Raw genomic sequence first — 23,807 nt, forward strand, 5'->3', positions numbered from 1 at the left:
AGTTAATCCCCAAATTCAACTTTTCCACTAAATCGACCACCGTCAGTTACAATCTGTGAACCACCTCCGGCTTTATAAGTTGGACCAAAAATACCACCTTGTTGTCCAGCCACTTTACCTTCTAATAATATCTGGTTTAATTTTAATACAGCTGGCCGATACCTAATTGCCGAGTTTCTTGCTATATCGCTATCTGGTAACGCTAAAATAATCTGCCTTTCCAATGAACTGGTACTATCTTTTAATCCTTTAGTTACAAAAACTAGTGATGCTGGCGAGTTGGATTCTATGTCACTAAATGACTCAAATACTTCCCCTGCTTGCCCATGTCTAACAAATATTTGACCATCAAAAGAATTAACAACTCCTAATGCATCTGCTCGAGCTTCAGGTGCAGATAATCTACCTAAAGATCTATTTTCCAAAAGTCGAACTGCATTTTTATTTGAAATTGGCAATGAATCAGAATTTAAACCACCTCCCATATTAGATGATGTTCTAGCAACTTTACTATTTGAAATATTTTCTAATACATTATTTCGTAAATCCCCACCACCCGGGCACTCAACCTCACATTGCATCAGCCCTAACGGATCCACCCAGCCCGTTGGGTTCTTCACATATTGATAGTTATTCAGTCCGCCTGCAAGTCCTATTGGATCTGGGGTGATAAATCGGCCCGTGTTGGGGCTGTAATAGCGGTGTCTGTTATAGTGCAGGCCAGTTTCATTATCATAGTATTGCCCCTGAAACCTTAAGGGATTATCAACTTCATTGACCGTTTGCAACGCGACGTTACCATAAGCTTGGTAACTGACCGACCAGACGATGTCGCCTTGTTGGTTAGTGAGTTCTAATGGCGTGCCGAGTTGGTCGAGTTGATAGAAATAAGCTTGGCTGCTTTCAATCCCTTCGCCTGTGATTAAGGCCAGTGGTTTAAAACTGCCGTATTCGTACAAGTACGTTTGATAGCGTGGCTCATACGCTGCTTGACCCGCATTGGTTTGTGCTTTCCTGCTCGCTCGCGTGCTGACCTCAGATTCCGTTAATAGCTTATCGCCTTGCCAGATAAAGTCGGTGCTGGTGCTGTGGCCGCGTTTGTCGGTGACGGTTTTGTTAATGCGTCTGCCGTACACATCATAACGGTAACGGCTGTGGCTGCCGTTGGGTTTTTGCACCTCGATGAGCCGATGCTGACTGTCATAGCTGTAGTGTGTGATTTGCTGGCTGTCTTTGCCACGCCGCTCGGCAACAAGATTACCAAAGCCGTCATAGTCAAAGTGGCTGTCACCTTGAAATAAAAGCTGATTACCCTTAACGTTGACCCGCTTATCTTGCAGTAAATTACCCGCCGGATCGTGGCCAAACTGCTCATCGATGCCGCCGCGCACCTCCACTAATCTATCGAGGGGGTCGTACTGATATTGAGTCTCGCCGCGCTGGCTGTCTTGCGTTTTAGTTAAATTGCCTGCGCCGCTATAATGGTAACGTCGATGCAGCTTTTCATGGCCTTGCTGGCTGAGTCGGTGCTCGGCCAGTCGGCCCTGCTCGTCATGATAATAGCGACTATTGAGCGCCCCTTGCTGGCGGCTGACCTCTAAACCCGTCGCTTGGTATTCGTGTTTGCTAAGTTGGGCACCGTTGAGCGTAATCTCGCTCAGTAAACCGCGATTAAAGCCATAATCGATGCGCTGACCGTCAGGCAGCACCATGTGGCTCATGCGGCCCATGTTATCATAGCCATAACCTAAACTGGCCCAGCCTTGGTGCTCTTCTATCAAGCGGCCACATAAATCATAGCGATACACTAACGGCCATTGACCATCATTGGCCTCTATCAAGCGGCCCTGCTCGTCATAACGATAATTGATGTGCTGGCCATCGCTTAAGGTTTTGCCCGTCATATTACCCAGCGGATCGTAACTGTACTCAGTGAGTAGCTCGGCGGGTAAGCTGGCTGCTAGGTCGCCATTAGCATGATGATCATGATTGCACTCGCTGGTGGCTAAGTGATGTACATTATGATTAGCATTGGCGGCGCGCTCGGTTTTGGCGATAAGTTGGGTGTGTTTATCGTACTGATACAAGCATTCACGGCCATCAAACCCTAGCTCGCGGCTCACATGGCCAGTAGGCGAATACTCTATCTGATAACGCTCACCACGCTCGTTGACCACCTCACTTAAAAAGTTAAACGGATTGTCGTAGCCGTAATTAACTTGGCTGCCATCAGGATTAATTTTACGCTTGAGTAAATGCGACGGCGCTTGGTATTCATAGCGGGTGCAGCGCCCTTGCTCATCGGTAAAGGCGGTGATTTTATCATAGGCATTATAGGCATAATGGCGCACCTTGCCCCCAGGCAGCACTTGCTTAGTCAAGCGTCCGCCTAAGTCATAGTGCATTTCAGCAATGCCTAAACTGTCTTGACGACGGCGCAAGCGGCCCAAAATGTCATAACGGTAGCGGATAACCTCACCTTGCGGCGTAGTTTCATCAATCAGCTCGCCACTTAAGTTCCAGCTAAAGCTGTGCTCACTTTTGTCAAAATAACGGATAGATTTAAGCAAACCATGGTCGTTATAAGTATAATCAGTCACTTGCCCCATGGGATCGCACTGGCGGGTAATATTGCCATGGCCGTCACGTTGATATTGCCATACCGCCTTGCCTTGGCGCACCTTCACCAGCTCGCCATTTTTATAACTAAATTGGGTTGGCTCGCCATTGGGGGCGATTTTAGCCGTCATTTCACCCTTCTGGTTATACACCAACTGAGTGGTATTGCCCAAGGGATCGCTTTCACTGACCAAGCGCCCCTTGTCGTCATAACCTTTAAGGTATTCACCGCCGCCAGCATCGACTTCTTTTATCAGCCGCGCATTATCATCGTGCTGGTACACTTGGCTGTGACCCAAGTGATTGGTTAAGGTGACAGTGTTACTGCTGTCGTCCCATTCATATTGGGTATCGATATTTGGCAAATTACTGCATTGTCGCACCGCGCGTACCGACTTGCCTTCACCTTGCCACTGCCAACTAAATTCAGCCCCGCCCGCCAAGGTGCGTGCTTGGATAACATGTTGCTCGTCATAGCGATAGCGCTCAGTGTCACCCAGCACGTTCGTCGCGGCGATAAGCTGCTGAGCCTCATTGTATTGGTAACTGATCTGCGTGCAGATAAACACCCATTGCTCATCGTCTTGGACGGTTTTTTTATGGTACAGCTCAACGTGAGAAATTAAATGGGCCAGCTCATCATCACCATACACCAGCGCAAAACGCAGCCCGGACTCGTTAGTCATGCTGACAACTTGGTTGGCCTTATCACGGCCGATCACTAAACGATGATCGTATTTATCGCTGATTTGGGTGAGCAATCCTTGCGCGCTGGCATGACTATCCCCTCCCATAGCAAAGTGATAATACAGCCCGGCCTCACTTTGAATAATAATGCTGTGCTCGCCACCAAAAAAGGCGGCCGCCCCGGCCATGCGATTGGTGATAATGGGTAAGTCTTGGCTCGGTTTAGGCAGGCGAATTTGGGCGCTTTCACTGTTGTGCCACACAATCTCATCACCCTCGACACTGAGGCGATGAGACAGATTATGTGACCAACCATAGCCTAAGCCATGATTCGACTCCACCGCACTGGTGCGATACAGACGCGTCCACTCAAAGGGCAATAACCCCGGTAACTGGCCATCTTGCAATGACAATAACTCTTCGCCAGTGGCCATGGAAATAGGATCGAGACTGCATTGGGTTTTTTTGACCTCTTGGGTCGGCTTATCATTGGCATTCTTGGCCACTTTGCCTTCATCGGGAATTTTACTGGCGACCTTCAGCTCACTTTGCACCACATTTTCGGTTTTAAGCAGCAAGGTGCCATTTTTGGCTTTGCCTAACTTATTGCCATTGACCGCCACCAACTTGAGGCTGTCCGATGAACCTGTCATCAGTTTTTCAGCTAAAGCAAACACCTCTTCCAGTGACTCTTCGATAAGAATATAGAGCCTGCCTAAATATTTTTTAAGTTTTGTGCCTATTTTAATAGAGAAATACGCCAAGCCAACCACTGGCGTGGCAACCAGTGAAATGACCACACCACCCAGAATAGCCAATAATACATTGGCCAACACATCACCGGTTAAACTCGCCAGCTCATTAAATATCTCGTTTAATGGCAACATCGACAGATACAAGACTGCGGCACGAGAGAATAAATACAAGCCAGCTTCGTCCGAGGCAAATAACAAGGCTTTGGCAGCCAAGTCTGGCGCCGCCTTAATGACACTGACGACATCATTGCCCACATCTGCTATCAGGGCTAAGGCTTTTTCAGGATCTTGCAATAGTTCAAACAACTCACCAATGCCATCCCACAGCGCGGTTAAGGCATCCCATATGCCATCAGCAAAGCTTGCGACCATGTCTAAGGCGAGCGCTGACGCTGAGGTGCTAAAATATTTTTCCCACTGAGGTTTAAAACCCTGCCATTTGCCTTCAAGCCAGGCAAGCAGATCGGCATTAATGGCGTCATAATGGCTAAATAAGGTATCCATGTCCGCTTGAGTGACTTGGTGATCCACAGTCACCGTATACTCCTTGCCGGGAGTGAGGTCGGCCACACTCGCCTTACCTTGTGCATCGAGCATCACTTGACGTTTTGCTTCACCACTGGTCTCTAACCACACAGGAATATTACCAAGGGGTACTTCTTGGGTAGATTCAAACGCGCTTTCAATCTCTAATATACCGTTTAACGGGCATTTAACCTCAACACTATAGTCATCATCATTGCTGCCTACCGTGGTCGATTGATCACCCGCTTTGAGGGTTTTGTCCATACCAACCAAAGAGCGAATATCGGCGGCTTCGCTCACCGCATCGGCAGCATTAAAATACCAGCTATCAATTTCGGTACGATATTCAGTTAATAGCTCAGGAAAGAGACTCATTTGCTTATCGATATAGTTATAAAACTCCTGCTTATCGCTCATTAATCACTTCCTAACCTTTGTTGTTCTTGTTCTATGTGTACAATAAAGTCAGCAAGATGACTGCCTTTTGCACCTTGATAATGCGCGACAAATCGCTGTGCTTTTAATGCCAATATTGGCTCATGGTAGGCGGCCACCAAATCAGGCCTGACTTGGTCGATATCTTTGAGTAAATTGATCACTAAGGCGCTGCCATCATTGGCCAGTTGTTGATAAACCTCAGTGGGTAACTCCCACCAAGGAAACGCCTTAGGTGGATTGGCGAGCGCCCAGTCATGGTGAGCGGTCAAGGCATTGTTAACCACAGCACCATTAGCAACCCATTGCAGTGTTGGCCCCATCAGGTCACTGCGCTGCGCCTCATCACACAAGTCGGCCACTGGTAAGCCAAAGCGAGGATCATAAAAGCGAAAAAACACCGATTTATTTGACGGCAAATATATTTGTGTCAAGCTGCGAAAATGCTCAAAAACCGTGCTCATTGGCGTCTTAGCGCTCACCAGCATCCCCCAGTCTTCATGCGCCTCATGGTTAATCCAATCAATAAACGCGCTATCGGGGGTGATAGCAGCAATAAACGGCATCACTTCCAACCAGTCAGCATAGGCTGTGCCATGCCAAAGAGGTTGAGCATCATTACCACCTAAACGATAAAAATGCTGCAGAGCACTGAAATCACTGGTGCCATTGAGGATCACATACCAATGTGTACCTGTCTCTGCCGATAACATTAAATTGCGCATTGTCCATCCTTACACTTTTCACACTCTTCGCAAAAAGGAGCCGGACTTTTTAAAGTGGCGATTTGAGCTGGGGTAAGCATGCTTGGTGTCGCCTCTTGGGTCACCAATAAGGCAGCTTGTAGCACAATATCTTCACTCACGGCTAATACCGCCTCCTCGACGCCAATGGGCGCGATGGGCAGTTGTCCGGCATAACCACTACCACTGCCAGCACCACCGCCAGCATTAAGGTTAATTGCCGGGCCTGAAAGATGAACACCAGCAGGGTCAATTTTAACAAAGCTCCCCCCCGCTTTGAGGGTAATTTCTGAGCCAGATTCGATGACGACCTTTTGACCCACTTTAATATGCACTTCAACGCCCGCATCTAATATCGAGGCTTTGGCCACTTTTTGCTGCAAGCTAGCATCAGTCTGAAGACTGGCATCACCTTTAACCAAGGTGCGGCTTTCCCCTTCAACCGTCATATGCTGGTTGGCTTTGATATGAGTCAATCGTTCGTTGTCAACTAACAGATGCTGGTCGTGCTTGATGTGTTGTGCTTGATCATTTTCAACTAAGGTATTCATGTCCTTTTGGCCATGAATATAAATTTCTTGCTTATCCGCCTCGTCTTCAAACCTCAGCTCATTGCTACCTTCGCCCTTATGAGTTTGGGTTTTCAATACCGTACGAGTCTTATTTGCTGGTAATGGGTAAGGTACTTGATTGATGCTGTGAAAGGTACGGCCGGTAATAATGGGTTGATCGGGATCGCCTTCTAAAAAACTGACGATGACAGCATGACCAATACGCGGCAGTGCCATCATGCCATATTGACCGCCAGCCCAATCTTGGCTAACACGCACCCAACAGCTGGCCGTGTCATCACCTTCGCCATAACGGTCCCAAGGAAATTGTACTTTCACTCGGCCATATTCATCGCAAAATATCTCTTCACCCTCAGGGCCGACCACAGTCGCCATTTGCGATCCCGCTACCAGCGGTTTAACGCAAGGCCTAGCCTGCCAAGGATTGCTGGCGGGAATGGCCTCAAAATCATTACTATAACGAGTCGGCTTTTGCGTGTTCGCCTCTTCAGCGGCAGCGCCTTGCTCACCCGTATGGGTCACTTGGGTTAACACCCAGTCACGGTTAAGCGCGGCATCACTGTGCTCAGCCAACGTAAACTTAGCGCCCGATATCGCCTGCATAATGTTACTTTGACCTCTGGCAAGCTGGGCATGACGGCGTAAATACTCTTGCCGAACTTGGGTGATAGGCTTACCTGTAGCGTCGTCTTTGTAGCGCCCAGGATAATCAAAGTGTTCGTAATCTGTTTGTTGAAATGTTAAGTGTTGGCCAGTACTGCTTTGCAAAAAACTGTATTGCGGCTTTTTAAAGCTCTGATCTTTCAAGCTAACAATGGCGGGCTTAATTTGATGCTGATAACTAAACCGTCTAACAAACGCAACCTCGGCCACGCCACCACTAAGGGCGTTATAAGGAAAGGGATTCGCTAATGGGCTCAACTTAGCTGTGCTGTCACAAAATACCAGTGTGTGCTTGTCTTCGATATGCTCAAAATAATAAAACAAGCCGGCTTCGGCGGCTAAACGACTGATAAAGTCAAAATCCGTTTCACGATATTGCACGCAATACTCTCGTACATCGGATTCAAACCTAGCATCGCAACTGAAGGCAACATCACTAATGCCCATTTCACTGAACAAGGTAGAAATGATGGTCAACACACTTTGTTGCTGAAATATACGGCTGTTTTGCCTTAACTTCAGTCGAGACAACGCCGGCACTAAGGTGATGGTATATTGCGTATGATGGTGGCCCGTGTCGCCTTTACTGAACTGACTGACAATCCCATGAACATGGCGCTCAATACTGTCATTTTGACTCCAACTCATCAAACCCGCTTGGTCGACGACAGACTCAGGCGTCAGGTTATCTAACCGACTCAATAAGCTCAATTTAACTTCAAACGGCTGTGACAAAGACTCAATAAATGTAAAGTCCAGTACATCAAAACTGTCTTGCGCTAACCCTTTCGCCTTAAAATGAAACCGCAATCCGGAGCCTAACAGCGCCATACCAATATCCTTGTCTAAATAGAGTCAATATTCATCACATTAATGAGGTGCTATAAATATGGGCACACCTAAATGTGCCCATTTGATATCTAAGCGATTATGCTTCGACAGGGGCACGCCAATCATCAGCACCTGAAGTACCAGAAACAGTGTGATCCCAATTAATTTTACGGTAGCCCATTGATACAGTGATCAACTGAGTGAAATCCGCTTGAGTAGGATCTTGACAATGAGGCATGCCGAATTCGATATCCACAATCGTGGCGCCTTCAAGTGAAGTGGTAAAGTAATGCTCTTGCTTACCTTCAATAGAGGTACGGTACCATTTAAGCTCAACTTCAGTGATTTTTTCACCCGTTGCGAGTGCGTTATACATTAAAGGCACGGCTTTGTTCAAGGCAACGGTAAATTGAAATGGCTTGTGAACGCGTTGACCTGAAGGCATACCAGACTGAGGATCGGTTGGCACAGTAACGACGTGATCAAACTGTTGAACCATCATTTGATCTGCATGACCTTCAACAAAAATATCACCGACAGAATCAGCGGTGAATGCACCAGCTGTAATGTGACCCTGAGTTTCGCCTTTGATTGAGATATAACATGGTGTTGGCATAGGAATTCCTTTTATTAACAATTAATTAACGATACACGTTATCGTGATCTATCCAATATACTGCAAGGATAATGCCAACTATGCAAACTGTTGATTTAAAAGGATATGATAAAAATAGAAAAATAGGCTGGGCCATATATGGCCCAGAGTTGAGCAAGATCTGGCCCAGCGGGCAATAAGTGGCCCAGCTTTTTAATGCTAAAACAGGTTGAAAAATGACGAGAAGGTTGAAATGCAAGCAAAAAAACCAACAAGAGAGAAACATTGTTACTGAATTGCTGATTTTAACCGTCGATTAAAAAAACAAGCTAAGCCACCATACCATGGGGATCGATAACGAACTTTTTCGCCACACCGCCATCGAAAGCTTGGTAACCCGTTGGGGCTTGATCCAGTGAAATCACTTCAACATTGACCGCTTTAGCGATATCGATTTTATCCCACATGATGGCTTGCGCCAATTGCCTGTGGTATTTCATCACCGGACATTGTCCCGTCACGAAATAGTGCGATTTAGCCCAACCTAAACCAATTCTAATCCCAAGCTGACCCTGTTTAGCACTGTCATCAACAGCGCCAGGATCGCCTGTCACATATAAACCGGGAATACCGATCCCCCCACCAGCACGGCACACATCCATCATAGTATTGAGTACAATTGCTGGTTGCTCTTTATGGTGACTACACCCGTGGCTGCGAGCCTCAAATCCAACACAATCCACAGCGGCGTCAACCTCTGGCACACCAAGAATTTGTTCGATCATCTCAGGCACGCTAGCATCTTGACGCAAATCAATGGTTTCACAACCAAAACTTCTCGCCTGAGCCAGTCGCTCTGGATTCATATCACCCACAATCACACAAGCTGCCCCCAACAAATGCGCCGATGCAGCACTAGCAAGACCCACCGGGCCTGCACCAGCGATATAAACAGTAGAGCCTGGCCCCACACCCGCCGTTACGGCGCCATGAAATCCGGTCGGTAATATGTCTGACAATAACGTCAAGTCACGGATCTTCTCTAACGCCCCTTCGCGGTCTTGAAACTTAAGTAAGTTAAAGTCGGCATAGGGCACCATCACATATTCAGACTGCCCACCGACCCACCCGCCCATATCGACATACCCATAAGCCGCACCGGGGCGCGCTGGATTAACACTCAAACAAATACCAGTATTGCCTTCTTTACAATTACGACAACGACCACAAGCAATATTAAAAGGGACAGATACAATATCGCCCACTTCTAAAAACTCGACATCACTTCCACATTCAATCACTTGCCCCGTAATTTCGTGTCCTAATACTAAGCCTGATTCTGCTGTCGTTCTGCCACGAACCATATGCTGATCACTACCACAAATATTGGTGGTAACCACTTTTAAAATAACACCATGCTGACAGGCACGCTTACCTAACATTAATTCTGGATAGGCTATGGGTTGAACCTCCACTCGGTTCTCGCCCACATATACCACTCCTCTATTGCCATGATTTGAACACATAAGGCCTCTCTTATCGTTATGATTGTGACTAGGATTTATCACCTTGTTCCAGTAAACCTGAGCCACACGCATTAAACATTGTCCAATAAGACCTCTAGTTATCTAAAAAAGACTTACTCATCAAAAAGTTAAATTTATAACAATAAAAAAGTCGATGATAAATATCATCGACTTTTTTATTTTCAATATGAGTAGGCAGCAGATTTACATAACTAATATACGTTTATATATCAATCACTACATGGCTTTTAGGTTTGCTACAGCAGCTCAAAATATACCCTTCAGCTTCATCTTCTTCGGTTATTCCTCCGGTATGCTCCATTTCGACCTGACCAGACACCAATCTCACCTTACAAGTACCACAAATCCCCATACCGCAAGCCTTGGGAATATGAAGCCTCAATTTGGCCCCCGCAGTTGATATGGTCTCATCTGCCGTCAATTTAATGGACAAACCTTGGTTCACAAACTCAATGAAAAATTCTTTATCAGTGTCTAATTCTTCTGCCAATGCCAATTCAGCAGACTCTTCAGCGTTAATTAACACTTCATCCGAAGTGGTACCGAAGCTTTCCTCATGGTAGTTTTCCATGGGAAAGTTCAACTGAATAAGCATTTTTTTTACTGCGGCCATATAAGGGGTAGGACCACAACAAAATACCGTTCTGTCCATATAATCAGGTGAGAGTAGTTCCAACATTTGTTGGTTTAAATATCCTCGGTAACCATACCAAGATTCACCATTATCCTGTGCATCACAGATAATGCCCAAGCTAAAATTATCGATGCGCGAATCGATAAATTCTAATTCCTGACGATAAATAATATCTTTAGGGCTTTGAGCATTATGAACAAATTTAATGTCCACCTTACTGTTAGTATCAAACCACCAGCGAGCCATGGACATCACAGGCGTTATGCCCACTCCACCAGAAAGTAACAGCACTTTTTCTGCAGCATGATCGATAGCATTGAAACCACCAACAGGGCCATGCACAGCTAATTCATCATCTTCTTTAAGGTTGTCATGCAGCCAATTCGAAACCAAACCGTTGTTGACGCGTTTTACGGTAATAGAGAAACTGTAGGGCACCGACGGAGATGAAGATATGGTGTAACTACGCATCACCTGTTCATCGTTAATATTCAATTCTAAGGTGACAAATTGCCCCGGTTTGAAAAAGAACATAATGGGAGATTGACTCATAAAACAGAAGGTTTTAACGTCATGGGTTTCCCGAATGACTTTGACACAGTGCACCAAATGACGGCCGTTACTCCAAGTCTGGGTATTCACCGGATTCAAACTATCTGTTGAATGTTCTATCAAAGTCACCTTACTACTCCTTAACCACCATGCAAGTCCAAATCTGGCTTACAGCACTAACCCAATTCTGGCAAGTGTACAATAATGCCACTTACTCAATTACGACACTTAGTGAGCCTATTTAACCAGTGTAATTGCTATTTGTTTAAACAACCGACTTTTCACCATAGGTGATATTAGGCAAGGAAAGTAGTTAAGCTTTAGCAACGAAGGGCGTACGTAAGACATAAAAAATACCAGTCAGATTAACTAACTGGTATTAATGCTAAAAAATATTTTTGATACCATTTTATTAATCAAAATGATATCAACTAAGCGATCATTCCACCGTCACTGACTTGGCTAAGTTACGTGGCTGATCCACATCGGTGCCTTTAATTAAGGCCACATGATATGACAGTAACTGCAAAGGAATGGTGTAAATAAGCGCTGCCATAAATTCATCACAATGGGGCACTTGAATCACCTTCATGGTGTCATCGGATTCAAACTCAGCATCCACATCGGCAAACACATACATCAAACCACCACGCGCACGTACTTCCTCAACATTGGACTTAAGTTTCTCTAACAGCTCATTGTTAGGTGCCACCACAATCACTGGCATATCGGCATCAATCAGGGCGAGTGGACCATGTTTAAGCTCACCTGATGCATAAGCTTCGGCGTGAATGTATGAGATTTCTTTAAGCTTTAATGCGCCTTCCATCGCAATAGGGTATTGATCGCCACGACCTAAAAATAATGCATGGTGCTTATCGGCAAAGTCTTCAGCTAACTCAGCAATGGCGTCATCTAACCCTAACGCTTGCTCAACTTTTGCCGGCATAGATTGTAAGCTTTGGGTTATTTGAGCCTGCATTGCAGCTGACATACCATTATGACGCCCCACGACGGCGGTTAGCATAAGTAATCCTGCAAGCTGAACCGTGAAAGCTTTGGTTGAAGCCACACCGATTTCAGCGCCCGCTTTCATCATATACGCCATATCGGACTCACGCACCAAAGATGACCCTGGTGAGTTACAGATAGTCATTGTGGCCTTGTAACCCATGTCTTTAGCAAGACGCAGCGCCGCTAGAGTATCGGCGGTTTCACCTGACTGAGAGATAGTCACCAGCAAGCTATTAGGGAACATATGCGATTTTCGGTAACGAAACTCAGATGCAATTTCTACGTTACAAGAAACACCGGCCCAATCTTCTAGCCAATAACGTGCTGCCATACCGGCGTGGTAACTGGTACCACATGCGATGATCTGTACATGTTTGATGTCTTTAAGAAATTCTGCAGCATTTTCACCAAAGGCTGAATCTAACACGACGCCATTGGCAATACGGCCTGTTAAAGTCTGAGCAATCGCTCGCGGCTGCTCATAAATCTCTTTTAGCATGTAATGACGATATTCGCCTTTATCACCCGCATCATGGGTCACTTCAGACTCTTTCACTTCGCGCTCAACCGCATGACCGTCAAGATCAAAAATACTCACGCTGCGACGTGTCACTTCAGCAACATCTCCCTCCTCTAAAAAAGCAAAAGAACGTGTCACTGGTAATAGAGCCAGTTGATCTGAGGCGACAAAGTTCTCGCCCAGACCAAAACCGATCACCAGCGGGCTGCCACTACGGGCAACAATCATGCGATCACTATCCCGGCGATCAATGACCACTGTGCCATAAGCCCCTTCAAGTTGCTTTACGCTTGCTTGAACTGCGGCGAGTAAGGTATCACAAGTCTTCAGTTGGTGATGAACTAGGTGGCAAATGACCTCTGTATCAGTATCTGATACAAAGCTATAACCTAATCCTTTAAGCATCTGACGGAGTTTATTGTGATTTTCGATAATACCATTATGAACCACGGCGATATCGCCGCTCGATACATGAGGATGTGCGTTTCGTTCACTTGGCTCACCGTGGGTTGCCCAGCGAGTATGAGCAATACCGGTGCCACCTTCGAGTGGTGATTCATCGAGTGCTGCCGATAACTCTTGCACTTTACCGACACGACGGGTGGTGTTTAACGCGTCGTTATGGATCACAACCACACCCGCTGAATCATAACCACGGTATTCTAAACGGCGTAATCCCTCTACCAAAATTTCTGCAACATCCCTTTGCGCAACCGCGCCGACTATTCCACACATATTGATTACCTAACTTGTTAAAATGAGTACTTAAAATTAATTTACATAAGGTGCGAGGATCACTCGCACACCATGATTAGCAATATGGTTAATCGCCTCAGCAGCGAGTCTATCATCGGTCACTAACACACTGATATGACTCCATGGCAGCTCTAAGTTGGGGATACGCCGTCCAACCTTATCCGATTCCAACATAACGATGACTTCACGAGATACCTCAGCCATCACTTTGCTTAATCCTGTCAACTCATTAAAGGTGGTAGTACCACGCTCTAGATCTATCCCATCTGCGCCAATAAAGAGCTGATCAAAGTTATATGATCTCAATACCTGCTCGGCCACCTGACCTTGGAAAGATTCAGAATGAGGATCCCACGTCCCCCCCGTCATCAGTAATGTCGGTTCATTTTCCAGTTCATGGATGGCATTGGCTAACTGTAACGAATTGGTCATCACCACAAGACCAGGTTTATTGTTCAACTGCTGAATAAGACCGGATGTGGTACTGCCGCTGTCTATAATAATTCGATTATGATCATTAATCAGCTGAGCTGCCGCTTGCGCAATCGCTAACTTATTCGGCGCTATTTTAGCCGAAAACTGTTGCGTCACCTCATCGGGCATGGCAACAGCACCGCCGTAACGACGTAACAAAAGGCCGGTTTTTTCTAGCACAGCCAAATCTTTACGTATGGTGACTTCTGATGTTTCGAAACGAACAGACAACTCATCAACACTCACTTCACCTTGTTCATTCAAGATGCTGATAATGCTATGTCGGCGCTGTTGAGTATTACGTTTATTCATAAACCTTGCGATTAAGTTTCGTTTCGAAAGGTGCATTATAATGAAACGAAACTTAATTGCCAGCTTTGAAAAATGATAAGGATCAAAAAGAGTAAAATTAAGCCATAAAAAAGCCCCTATCTACGATCTATCTCTTAGTTTAAAACCATTGTTCTTGAAAATCATGTGTCCCTCTAAGAGATTTGGTAAGTTAGCTATACCACTCGATTGGATATCCAGACCCCTAGCTAACATGTCCATTGACGGATAATGGTCAAAAAAACACTCAGAACACCTTTCGAGGGGATCGGTAAACCAGAAAGCTTAAAACTTAGCTTCTAACCCTAAACCAAAGTGGCGTCCCTCACCCACTGTGACATCAGTGTTAGTACCACCAGCAAGGTAGTCGGTATCAAACAGGTTCTTCACGTTTAAACGTATACCAACATCACGTCCAAAAATATCCATGGTATATGCCGCCCCTAAATCAAAGCGTACATAGCCATCTTTAGTGATGCTATTATTCGTGTTTGCAAAGCGTTCACCCACATAAATAGCCCCAACATTAAACGCTAAATAATCTGTCATTTCATAACGAGTCCAGACGTTAGCCGACCACTGCGGCGCATCGACGGGTGTCTTGCCATCTAAATTGTCTCTATCGCTGACACCTGTTTCATACTGGGCATTTAGGTACATCATTGAACTGGTAAGAAACCAATCATCACTGATTTGTCCTTGAGCGCCCATCTCGAAACCTTGATGACGCTGCTCGCCACCTTGGGTCGTTATTTTTTTATGAATGACGGTTGGTACATCTAGATCTTCAGTGACAGTGACATTTGAGACGGTAATATCGAATATCGCACCTGTTAACAATAAACTGCCGTTGAATAACTCCCACTTAGTCCCTAGCTCGTACTGCTCGCCGTACTCAGGATCTAGGTTCATTTTATTGTTCACATCTTCAAAATCTTTAACTGCCCCTTGAGGTGTAAAGCTCTTAGAGTAATTAACATAAATACTGCCATTTGTAGCGGGTGAATAGATCACCCCGAATTTAGGCGATAGTGCATAACTGTTGCCACCTTCACCCTCTTTCTTTTGCTCATCGTAACGTACACCAGCAAGCACCTGCCAACGGTCATTAATGGTGATCAAGTCCTGAATATAGAAACCATAGTGTTTATAATCACTCTCATATTTCCCATCAGAATCATCATTGTAATCCAGATTAGGATTAGGGATAGGCTGATTAGGCATTACAGTATTAGCATCACCTTTTACACGCAGTTGACCATAATAATAATCCAGCATATTAGCGCCAAGCAGGAATTGATGATCTAACCCTGCTGCTGAAAAGTTACCGACAAAATCGACATAGCTGGTTTTATGCTGCCAATCATCATAACGATCGAAAGGCTTAATGTTGTAACCATCAGTGAATGGATCTTCTGAACCATTTTTTAATGATGGCGATGAATCTAGACGCTGACGATTAAACTGTTGCTCGTTATAACCCGCATTAATCTTCCAGTTATCATTAATGTGGTAAACGATATCAGCACCCATATTGGTAATGGTATTATCGGTAAATGCCCATGGTTGATCCCAAATAATATCTTCACCACCAATTAAGTCACCGCTGCTATTTAGCCAACCACCACGGTCAATACCTGTTTTGTCTTGAGTGTGGTCATACTTAAGCGAAAGCATAAGGTCATCAGTAATATCAAACTCAAGATTCAAATAGCCTAACCAGCGATCACGCTCTTGATTTGACCCATCTTGGTACTCACGCCAATACTGAGTATCTTGCTTAACTAAAACTGTGCGATAACGAATAGTCTCAGCATCATTGATGGCACCACCAGCATCTAGCTGAAAACGCGTTGAACCATGCTCATCAGTATCAAACCCAAGTTCAAAAGTGGTGTCTAGGGTCGGCTTTTTGGTCACCATATTGATCAAACCACCAGGACCTGATTGACCATACAACATGCTCGATGGGCCTTTAAGTACTTCAACCTGCTGTAATGTTTCAATAGGCTGTACATAATGAGACCATTGCTGTTGACCATTTATCAAGTAACCAGAACCTGAAGATAATTCGAAGCCGCGAATACTAAACACCTGACGATTCCATTTCTCAGAGCCACCAGTGACACTCGAATCATTGACTAAGACTTCTGCAAGATTAGTGGCTAACTGTTCATCGGTGATAAAGTCAGGAATCACATTGACCGACTGAGGTGTATCCATCAAATCAATATCACCGCGCATAGCACCTGACGCCGACCCCGCTTTATAGTCATTAAAGCTGCGTTCAGTAACAATAATACGCTCAATATCCACGGTGGGGATTTCAAGAATTTTTTGCTCTTCTGCTGTTGCTGAAGCTACTGTTAAAACTGAAATGATGGCAATAGTTACTGATGAATAGTTAAAAGCTCGATTGTGGAAAATATGTTGAATAGCAGACATTACCAACCCTGTACAGATATCTAGACCTAAAGTTGGAGGTAATATAAATGAGAACTGTTTTTATTTAAGTTTCTTTACCAAAAGTTTACAAAACTGGTTAAGTTAATGCGAAAACATGACAACACTAAATAATTGGATAGCTAATAAACACAAAAAGCAGCTAGAAGCTGCTTTTTGTGTTAACAAGTGACATCACTTTTTCTTCTTAACTGGTCGTGCCCACCCCGTCAAATGACGCTGTTTAACCCGAGTAATAACCAGCTCATCAGCAGCAACATCTCGAGTAATAGTAGAGCCTGCTCCTAATGTTGCGCCTTTACCTATGGTTACCGGAGCAACCAGTTGGGTATCACTGCCAACAAAAACATCATCCTCGATAACCGTAAGGTGTTTATTCGCCCCATCATAATTACAGGTAATGGTACCAGCACCAATATTCACCCCATTTCCTATCTGAGCATCACCGATATACGCTAAATGACCCGCTTTAGAACCCTCACCTAATACCGCTTGCTTCATCTCAACAAAGTTACCGACATGGGCATCTCGTTTGAGTTCAGCGCCAGGACGTAGGCGTGCAAATGGGCCGACACTGGCCTCTATACCTACTTTGGCATTCTCAATGATAGAGTAAGGTTTAATCTCGGCGTTATCACCAATCTCACAATTAATAAGAATGGCACCCGCACCAATGGTGACATTGTTACCAATCGTCACCTTACCTTGAAAAATAACATTCACATCCACCATCACATCCATGCCCACAGTAACATCACCGCGAATATCGATACGGGCAGGATCCCTGAGATTTGCTCCTTCAAGCATCATTTTTTCAGCAGCGCGTACTTGGTACGCTCGCTCTAATTGAGCCAGTTGAATGCGATTATTAGCACCTTCAACTTCAATGGCAGATTCAGGTTGTGCCGTAGTAATGCTCACTCCATCTCTATGAGCCATAGCAACGATATCGGTAAGGTAATATTCACCTTGAGCATTATCTGATGATAACTGCCCAAGCCAACCTTTTAATTGCTTACCCGACGCCGCCATTATTCCAGTATTGATTTCATTAATCGTTAGTTGCTCAGCATTGGCATCTTTTTGCTCAACAATCCCCACGACCTTACCTGGTTTTTGACCTTCACAAGGAGTGCGCACAATACGGCCATAACCTGTTGGATTGGGAAGATTAACCGTTAAAATTGCGAGACCGTTATCTGTACGAGCTGCGAGCAGGGCTTCAAGCGTAGAAGCTTGTATGAGAGGCACATCACCGTAAATAATCAGTACGGTATCATCATCGTTAATATTTGAATTTGCCTGAGCAACCGCATGCCCAGTACCCAATTGCTCAGCTTGCAATACCCAATTAAGTGGCTGTTCACCCAGTACACTTTTCAGCTTTTCCGCGCCATAGCCATACACCAATTGAATCGCATCACTGCCAACACTATTAGCCGTATCAATCACATGCTGCACCATACTTTTATGCGCAATAGGGTGTAAAACTTTAGGAAGATCTGAGCGCATGCGGGTTCCCTTGCCTGCGGCCAAAATAACGACGTTTAATGCCATGAAAAAATCCTTGAGCTGATGTTGGTATATTTGAAAATAAGAGGTCTATTTATGAACGCTGATTTTAACGGAAAACCATATGAAAAGCGAAGGGGAAGGTCATATATCCAAGTTACGATAAATCAGGATTTACACACAAAGCATCGAACAACAAGTTTGGAGCCTCTTTTCATATTGGGTTAATTGATGTTTATAGGAAACCGCAGCTCAATCACTCAAGGCTTCTGCATCAAATCCGATTCTTTGGTACTCTGATTCGGTAACGGACAACAAAAAGGTCGAAGCTAGCATCGCACGCTTTGCCAGTGAAAGCCCTGCCGCACACAAGACTGTCGATACGTTATTAGCAAACTTGGTGAAACTGTTTGTCAAAGTTGAGGGGAATGAGCTGACTGCAACAACTCGTATGCTAAACGCTTATACAAGAAATGCCCCCGCTTTGGGCGTCATTGGTCAATTAGCGGCTGGTGGATATACTCGTATCATAGATGAGGCAAAATACGGCGGCCCCCACAATGAAATGGTGGATAAAGAGCCTGTTTCTCTACGAGAGAAATCTACAGCCTATTTTAATATCACCAATAGTAGTTATTTCAGCGAGGTCTTAGAAAAAATCCATCAATCACCTGAACTCAAAGAGCAGCTAAAAGGGATTATAGATATTAATTATCTAGAGAGTAAAGAATTTGCTCCGCCTAGAGGCTCAACTAAAGAAAATCCTCTGCCCGATAAATTAGCTCTCTACACATTTAAAAATGAAAATATAAATAATGCCTCAAAAAATCCTGAATTGTACCAAGTGACTAAAAATATTAAGGGCAAAGAAGTTAGTAATAATCCAGCATTAGTGGGCGGTAGCCTAACTGCTGTGCAAAGAGATTTTCGTGAGCCTTCACCGCACAAAGACAGCACTTGGAGTACAGCAGCAGATCTAAAAGCCGATAATCGCCTCACAGAGCGTGGACAGTCTGACGACTTTGCTTTAATCAGTACGAATAAGCTAACATCACAGTCTCATTCATCCATTGACGAACTCGTACCTTTCTTCTTCATTTACGTTACCTATTGCTCCAACAATATAGCTTTCAGTCTAAAGCTTGCCGCCCCAAAAATAACGCCTTTTTATATAAAAAAAACATTCGAAAGCTCTCGAGTTGAGATCATTTTTATTATCTGCATAATATCACTTGGTGATACCTTCGGCTCACTTCTCACTACCATATGAATATCATCTTCTGGTATTCCCAGTTCAACAATATCAATATCGTAATCAAAATCTGCTTTATTAATAATCTCTTTCATTGTTTCACGGTAAGGCTCAATAAACACTTTTAATCGATATTTCGGTATCCACACAAAGTGATACATTAATCTGAAAACATGATGTCCATTTCGCTGGAGTTCCATACACGGGATAATACAGACTGGGGTCAAGCCCCAGAGGTTTTCGCTAAACAATCCTTTTACACACGAAACATTAAACTCGTAAAGCATTCAATTCACTGATAGGTTGCCCCAACCAAAATAAGCTTAACGGCGTCTCATTTTTCACTCCCAAATGTAAATCAGAGAGTTTAGAGGCATAACCATAACGCACCTCTTCTGCGGTTCCCCACGCAGGGATCCCCTTTGTTTCGATAGATTGTACCAACTGTTCCTTTAAGGCATTTTCCTGCTGTTCCTTTTGCTTTCTTACTAGGCTATTGTCTTGCAATAATTCAATTAAAGCATTCACTAAATTTGGCTGCACATGTAACTTAGTCAAGCTAGATGAAATAGATTCTGTATTATCCGTTTGCAATAACTCTTGAACGTACTGTAATAAATCAGTTGCTATTTTATCTTCAAATTGACGCTTATTCATTACACGCAAATCGATAGTATCTTGAATAAACTGCTCAGCTGCTACATCGGGGATATTGGGAAAATCATTTGCCAAGCTCACTCTTAACATGGTTCTATTATCCGAAGAATAATTAACCTCACCTTCTGAGATATATTGCGGAATAATGTTGCTTAATGCCCCAATTGAGGCTTTCACTGTTGCCAGCTGTGGAGAAACAACCACCGATGCGACCTCAGTATTAACCACGTTTTCAACCTGCTTACTCACCCCAGGGCTTTTAGCATCAGCTAAATCCTGTTGTGCTGTATGATAATGAGACAGCGTCTGTTTTAAAATCGCCACACTCACTTGATAAACAGCCTTATCATGTTGATTTAAACTGGCAGACTTCGATTGAGCCGCGCTGTCAACTTCATCCTGAACGTCAGTTAAATTCCCTTGTAACCGAGACACATCTACGGGCTTGAGATTAAGTTGCTCAGTCAGTCCATTGATGCGCTCAGATACCTGCGATAAATAAGTATGTTTTACACTTCCCGCCATCTGTGCAACAGAGGCCCCCACAATAATGAGCCCGTTATCAGAACCTGCATCTTTCGTTTGAATCCCCAAAACGGTGTTATAGGGCTTATCGGAATAGATCTGATCAATATCATAGATGGGTTCTAAATGTTGTGAGATACTCGCATCTAATACCGAATTAACAGCCCCTTGTTTTTGGCTATCCTGACCCAAGGCATAAACATAATAGTCGGCTTGCAATGTGTCCTCGGTCTTCTCTTTGTTATTATGGGAGTAATTAATTTTAATCTTACCATTTTCATCAGGAAAAACAGTAACACGATCGACCTTAACTAGACTTTGTTCGGCAGCTTTAGGCGCGTGTTCCAATTGATTACCATCTAAAAGAACAGGAGCGGTTGAACGAATGAACCACTTTATTTCTGCACCCAAGCTACCCGCTCTTTCAACAGCATCAATGCCAGCATTGGGCCCATGAACCACCACGGTCTTACCTTCTAACGACTCGCCATTATCGGTTAAACGCATAAACTCATCCAAATCAACAACTTGACTCTTAAGGGCCTCCTTGTTAACCACGTTAATATTCCCCAACCTCTTTTCTGCCGTCGTTAATGTAGGCCCTTCATTTTCAGCTAATGCATTGGTATGAGGCCCAGCCCCTATCCCTAATATCACTTGCTTAGTGACAAATTCATCTCCCTTGGCTGTCGTGACGGTAAAGAGACCATTGGCGTCTTTTTTAACGTTTAAAACTTCATCATTAACGGCTTGAACACCTAAATTAACAGCCCGATCAATTTGCGCCGTATTTGCATCTGAAAACTGCTGTCGATCAGCATATTCTTTATTATATTGCGGGGCTTTATCTCCCCAAGTATCGATTAATTCATTTTGATGATTAATAAAGCCAGATCCCCGTACCTCTTTAGACCAAGGCTCAGTACTACCAATGACCATCGCACGCCCGGTTAATGGTGCTTCGTGAGCCAGTGACTGCGTTGAGGATTGTCCCTCATACCTATCGCATACTTCTGTTAACGCGTAAGTAATGCTGCTTCCACGACCAATAAATATCACCTCTTGTACTGGATTATTGGAGAGCCTAGGAGCCTGATCGCTTATTGTTTCAATTGCACCACTTTTGACTGCCGACACAGATTGATTGTTAATATGAGCGGGTGTTAACTGCGGTTGGGGGGCGTTTAGTATTTTCATAATAGTCCTGTTGATCGTTAATAAATTAATTACTTAATCACTAACTTACAAAAAAAATTTTATAAAAAGTGTAATAAAAAGGCAGCATTTTGTTGATTAAAATCAATTAGCAAAAAGATGATATTAAGATAAATCCAATATGTTATAAACTGAGTGATTTAACTCACCCAACCCACCACCTTAAGTAACTCATACATTACAGCCCTACCACCTCACAAACAGATAACACAGTAAAACATCAAACATTACGCATTTAAAACAATGAGTTGTAATACAAGCAACGGGATTAAATGTAAGTCCTCAGGCGATGAGGCTTAACACATCAAAATAGCGCCTTCAGTTCATCACTCCACTCCGATCTTTTGGCTGAGTTTGATTTATCTAAATGCCATTTATGCCTTGCTAACTGATGCTTAATCGTCGCCTCCCACGTTTTATCGTCTTTACAGGCTTTAAGCACCTGCTCAAAAGCAAAAAACATATTCGCCACGAACCACTTATATTGATAATAATTATCGACACTGTTAGTGATTTCAACTTGATCACCACTGGCAAACATTTGAAACACTATTTCCCTCAACTATTAAGCTATTCAAGGTTTGTAGAGGTTCACCCCTCCGTGATAATACAGCTGAGTAGCTACATGACCACGCTTTTTGGTCAACCCACAGGGATCGCTTTCGTTGACTCAACCAAGATATCCGTATGTCACATTATCAGAGCCAAACGAAACTGTGTTTTTGATGGCTGTGCTAAACATGGCAAAGGGACAATGGGCTGGTCATTTGGGTTTAAATTACATTTAATCACCAACCATCAGGGTGAAATTTTATCCGTGAAAATAACGGAAGGTAACGTCGATGATAGAGTGCCTGTTCCCGATATGGTTGATACGTTAACCGGGAAATTATATGGAGATAAAGGTTACCTTGGAAAAGCGTTTACCAAGGACCTGTGGGACAAAGGGGTTGAGTTAGTCACCAATGTGCGAAAAAACATGAAGAGAGTAGCGATATCATTGTGGGATAGAGCCATGCTCAAAAAAAGGTTCATTATTGAAACTATCAATGATCAGCTAAAGAACATTTCTTATGTTGAACACACCAGACACCGCAGTATAAATGGGTTTATGACAAATATACTGGGTGGGCTCATCGCTTATTGTCTCAAAGAAAATAAACCCTCTCTTGATTTAAACCCGAAAGAAATAGCGATTCTAGGAGGTGAAAACCTGATGGTTTGTTAAACCGAATTGAGGTTAATTATTAGTATAATACTAACCATCCCTACGGGCCAAAGAAAAATTTCAATTAAACGATGTTGCTCACGCTCCGCACGCTATAGATGGAGAGTGAACTCCATCTAAGCTTATTTATAGACATTGCTGAAACAATGTCAGTGCTATCCTTCCCCACCCAAACGATCTTCGCTTTGGATGGGGTATGCCACACAATTTCGATCAATAAAAAAGGCGCCCTTAGGCGCCTTTTTTATCAAACAATAACCTTTATCTGGCAATGCTTTTCTTGATGGTTTCGACAACGCGCAATTGAGCTGTAGCCTGAGCCAGTTCAATTGCAGCTGAGGCGTAGTTAAAGTCTGCACCTGCACCTGCCATAGCAGATTCAGCACGACGTTTAGCTTCTTCCGCAGCCTTTTCGTCAATCTCATCGGCACGCAATACGACGTCAGCCAATACTGAAACTGAAAAAGGTTGGACTTCCAGGATACCACCCGAAAGATAAAACACTTCTTCTTTCCCATCTTGCTTGACGATGCGTGCCATGCCAGGTTTGATGTGTGTTAGCAGTGGCGCGTGACCAGGCATAACACCTATGTCACCTTCACTTCCTGTCACTTGTAGGTGTGCTACAAGTCCAGAGAAAATGCTGTTTTCTGCACTCACAATATCAAGTTTTACTGTCATGGCTGCCATCGGTTCTCCTTAA

14 protein-coding genes and 1 pseudogene are annotated in these 23,807 nt (G+C 44.1%); 2 read left to right on the forward strand and 13 right to left on the reverse strand.

Translation table 11 applies throughout. From position 1 onward, the window contains the following. Positions 1-2: 2 nt before the first annotated feature. From HQQ94_RS01025 to glmU, 10 genes are all read right to left on the reverse strand, one after another. A complete protein-coding gene (locus HQQ94_RS01025; protein WP_173292691.1) occupies positions 3-5,003 on the reverse strand; it encodes an RHS repeat-associated core domain-containing protein in 5,001 nt (1,666 codons plus the stop codon). Continuing rightward, positions 5,003-5,746 (reverse strand): DUF4123 domain-containing protein, encoded by a 744-nt coding sequence (locus tag HQQ94_RS01030; RefSeq protein ID WP_173292692.1) that lies wholly within the window; start codon positions 5,744-5,746, stop codon positions 5,003-5,005. Before HQQ94_RS01030 ends, HQQ94_RS01025 begins: the two co-directional genes overlap by 1 nt. Next, complete coding sequence (locus HQQ94_RS01035) at positions 5,734-7,830, reverse strand: type VI secretion system Vgr family protein (protein WP_173292693.1); 2,097 nt, start codon at positions 7,828-7,830, stop codon at positions 5,734-5,736. Before HQQ94_RS01035 ends, HQQ94_RS01030 begins: the two co-directional genes overlap by 13 nt. Before the next feature lie 97 nt (positions 7,831-7,927). After that, positions 7,928-8,446 (reverse strand): Hcp family type VI secretion system effector, encoded by a 519-nt coding sequence (locus HQQ94_RS01040; protein WP_173292694.1) that lies wholly within the window; start codon positions 8,444-8,446, stop codon positions 7,928-7,930. Between the two features lie 308 nt (positions 8,447-8,754). Continuing rightward, positions 8,755-9,951 carry a formaldehyde dehydrogenase, glutathione-independent gene (fdhA, locus tag HQQ94_RS01045; protein WP_173292695.1) on the reverse strand — a complete coding sequence of 399 codons (1,197 nt, stop codon included), beginning with the start codon at positions 9,949-9,951 and terminating at the stop codon, positions 8,755-8,757. 223 nt (positions 9,952-10,174) lie between these two features. Next, a complete protein-coding gene (locus HQQ94_RS01050) occupies positions 10,175-11,287 on the reverse strand; it encodes a hybrid-cluster NAD(P)-dependent oxidoreductase (RefSeq protein ID WP_309247226.1) in 1,113 nt (370 codons plus the stop codon). Positions 11,288-11,597: 310 nt separating this feature from the next. Further along, positions 11,598-13,427: a glutamine--fructose-6-phosphate transaminase (isomerizing) gene (gene glmS / locus HQQ94_RS01055; protein WP_173292696.1), complete on the reverse strand. Its 1,830-nt coding sequence runs from the start codon at positions 13,425-13,427 to the stop codon at positions 11,598-11,600. A 36-nt stretch (positions 13,428-13,463) separates the two neighbouring features. Next, positions 13,464-14,234 (reverse strand): DeoR/GlpR family DNA-binding transcription regulator, encoded by a 771-nt coding sequence (locus HQQ94_RS01060; protein WP_173292697.1) that lies wholly within the window; start codon positions 14,232-14,234, stop codon positions 13,464-13,466. 303 nt (positions 14,235-14,537) lie between these two features. Next, positions 14,538-16,697 (reverse strand): TonB-dependent siderophore receptor, encoded by a 2,160-nt coding sequence (locus tag HQQ94_RS01070; RefSeq protein ID WP_173292698.1) that lies wholly within the window; start codon positions 16,695-16,697, stop codon positions 14,538-14,540. Positions 16,698-16,889: 192 nt separating this feature from the next. After that, a complete protein-coding gene (gene glmU, locus HQQ94_RS01075; protein WP_173292699.1) occupies positions 16,890-18,272 on the reverse strand; it encodes a bifunctional UDP-N-acetylglucosamine diphosphorylase/glucosamine-1-phosphate N-acetyltransferase GlmU in 1,383 nt (460 codons plus the stop codon). A 355-nt stretch (positions 18,273-18,627) separates the two neighbouring features. Here glmU and HQQ94_RS22295 point away from each other — a divergent pair, with 355 nt between their 5' ends. Next, positions 18,628-19,497: a hypothetical protein gene (locus HQQ94_RS22295; protein WP_217273971.1), complete on the forward strand. Its 870-nt coding sequence runs from the start codon at positions 18,628-18,630 to the stop codon at positions 19,495-19,497. On the opposite strand, the gene tnpA is transcribed toward HQQ94_RS22295, so the two are convergent. Further along, on the reverse strand, positions 19,395-19,766 hold the full coding sequence (gene tnpA / locus HQQ94_RS23035) for an IS200/IS605 family transposase (protein WP_217273972.1): 372 nt from the start codon (positions 19,764-19,766) through the stop codon (positions 19,395-19,397). The two genes, HQQ94_RS22295 and tnpA, sit on opposite strands and share 103 nt — an antisense overlap. After that, positions 19,750-21,858, reverse strand: a complete 2,109-nt coding sequence (locus HQQ94_RS01085) for a restriction endonuclease (RefSeq protein ID WP_173292700.1) — start codon at positions 21,856-21,858, stop codon at positions 19,750-19,752. Before HQQ94_RS01085 ends, tnpA begins: the two co-directional genes overlap by 17 nt. Before the next feature lie 531 nt (positions 21,859-22,389). Between HQQ94_RS01085 and HQQ94_RS01095 the strand changes: the two are divergent. Beyond that, a pseudogene (locus HQQ94_RS01095) lies at positions 22,390-23,104 on the forward strand (IS982 family transposase); the annotation flags it as partial. A gap of 261 nt (positions 23,105-23,365) precedes the next feature. Here the strand turns inward: HQQ94_RS01095 and HQQ94_RS01100 are convergent. Next, positions 23,366-23,794, reverse strand: coding sequence for a F0F1 ATP synthase subunit epsilon (locus tag HQQ94_RS01100; protein WP_173292702.1), 429 nt, complete (start codon positions 23,792-23,794; stop codon positions 23,366-23,368). Between the last annotated feature and the right edge of the window lie 13 nt (positions 23,795-23,807).

This window comes from Shewanella sp. VB17 (assembly GCF_013248905.1).
In the GTDB taxonomy this organism is placed as follows: domain Bacteria; phylum Pseudomonadota; class Gammaproteobacteria; order Enterobacterales; family Shewanellaceae; genus Shewanella.

Coding starts and splice junctions, on each gene's coding strand:
- fdhA (WP_173292695.1), bottom strand. CDS start 9,951: ATGTGTTCAAATCATGGCAATAGAGGAGTGGTATATGTGGGCGAGAAC.
- glmS (WP_173292696.1), bottom strand. CDS start 13,427: ATGTGTGGAATAGTCGGCGCGGTTGCGCAAAGGGATGTTGCAGAAATT.
- tnpA (WP_217273972.1), bottom strand. CDS start 19,766: ATGCTTTACGAGTTTAATGTTTCGTGTGTAAAAGGATTGTTTAGCGAA.
- HQQ94_RS01060 (WP_173292697.1), bottom strand. CDS start 14,234: ATGAATAAACGTAATACTCAACAGCGCCGACATAGCATTATCAGCATC.
- HQQ94_RS01100 (WP_173292702.1), bottom strand. CDS start 23,794: ATGGCAGCCATGACAGTAAAACTTGATATTGTGAGTGCAGAAAACAGC.
- HQQ94_RS01030 (WP_173292692.1), bottom strand. CDS start 5,746: ATGCGCAATTTAATGTTATCGGCAGAGACAGGTACACATTGGTATGTG.
- HQQ94_RS01025 (WP_173292691.1), bottom strand. CDS start 5,003: ATGAGCGATAAGCAGGAGTTTTATAACTATATCGATAAGCAAATGAGT.
- HQQ94_RS01085 (WP_173292700.1), bottom strand. CDS start 21,858: ATGAAAATACTAAACGCCCCCCAACCGCAGTTAACACCCGCTCATATT.
- HQQ94_RS01070 (WP_173292698.1), bottom strand. CDS start 16,697: ATGTCTGCTATTCAACATATTTTCCACAATCGAGCTTTTAACTATTCA.
- HQQ94_RS01040 (WP_173292694.1), bottom strand. CDS start 8,446: ATGCCAACACCATGTTATATCTCAATCAAAGGCGAAACTCAGGGTCAC.
- HQQ94_RS01035 (WP_173292693.1), bottom strand. CDS start 7,830: ATGGCGCTGTTAGGCTCCGGATTGCGGTTTCATTTTAAGGCGAAAGGG.
- glmU (WP_173292699.1), bottom strand. CDS start 18,272: ATGGCATTAAACGTCGTTATTTTGGCCGCAGGCAAGGGAACCCGCATG.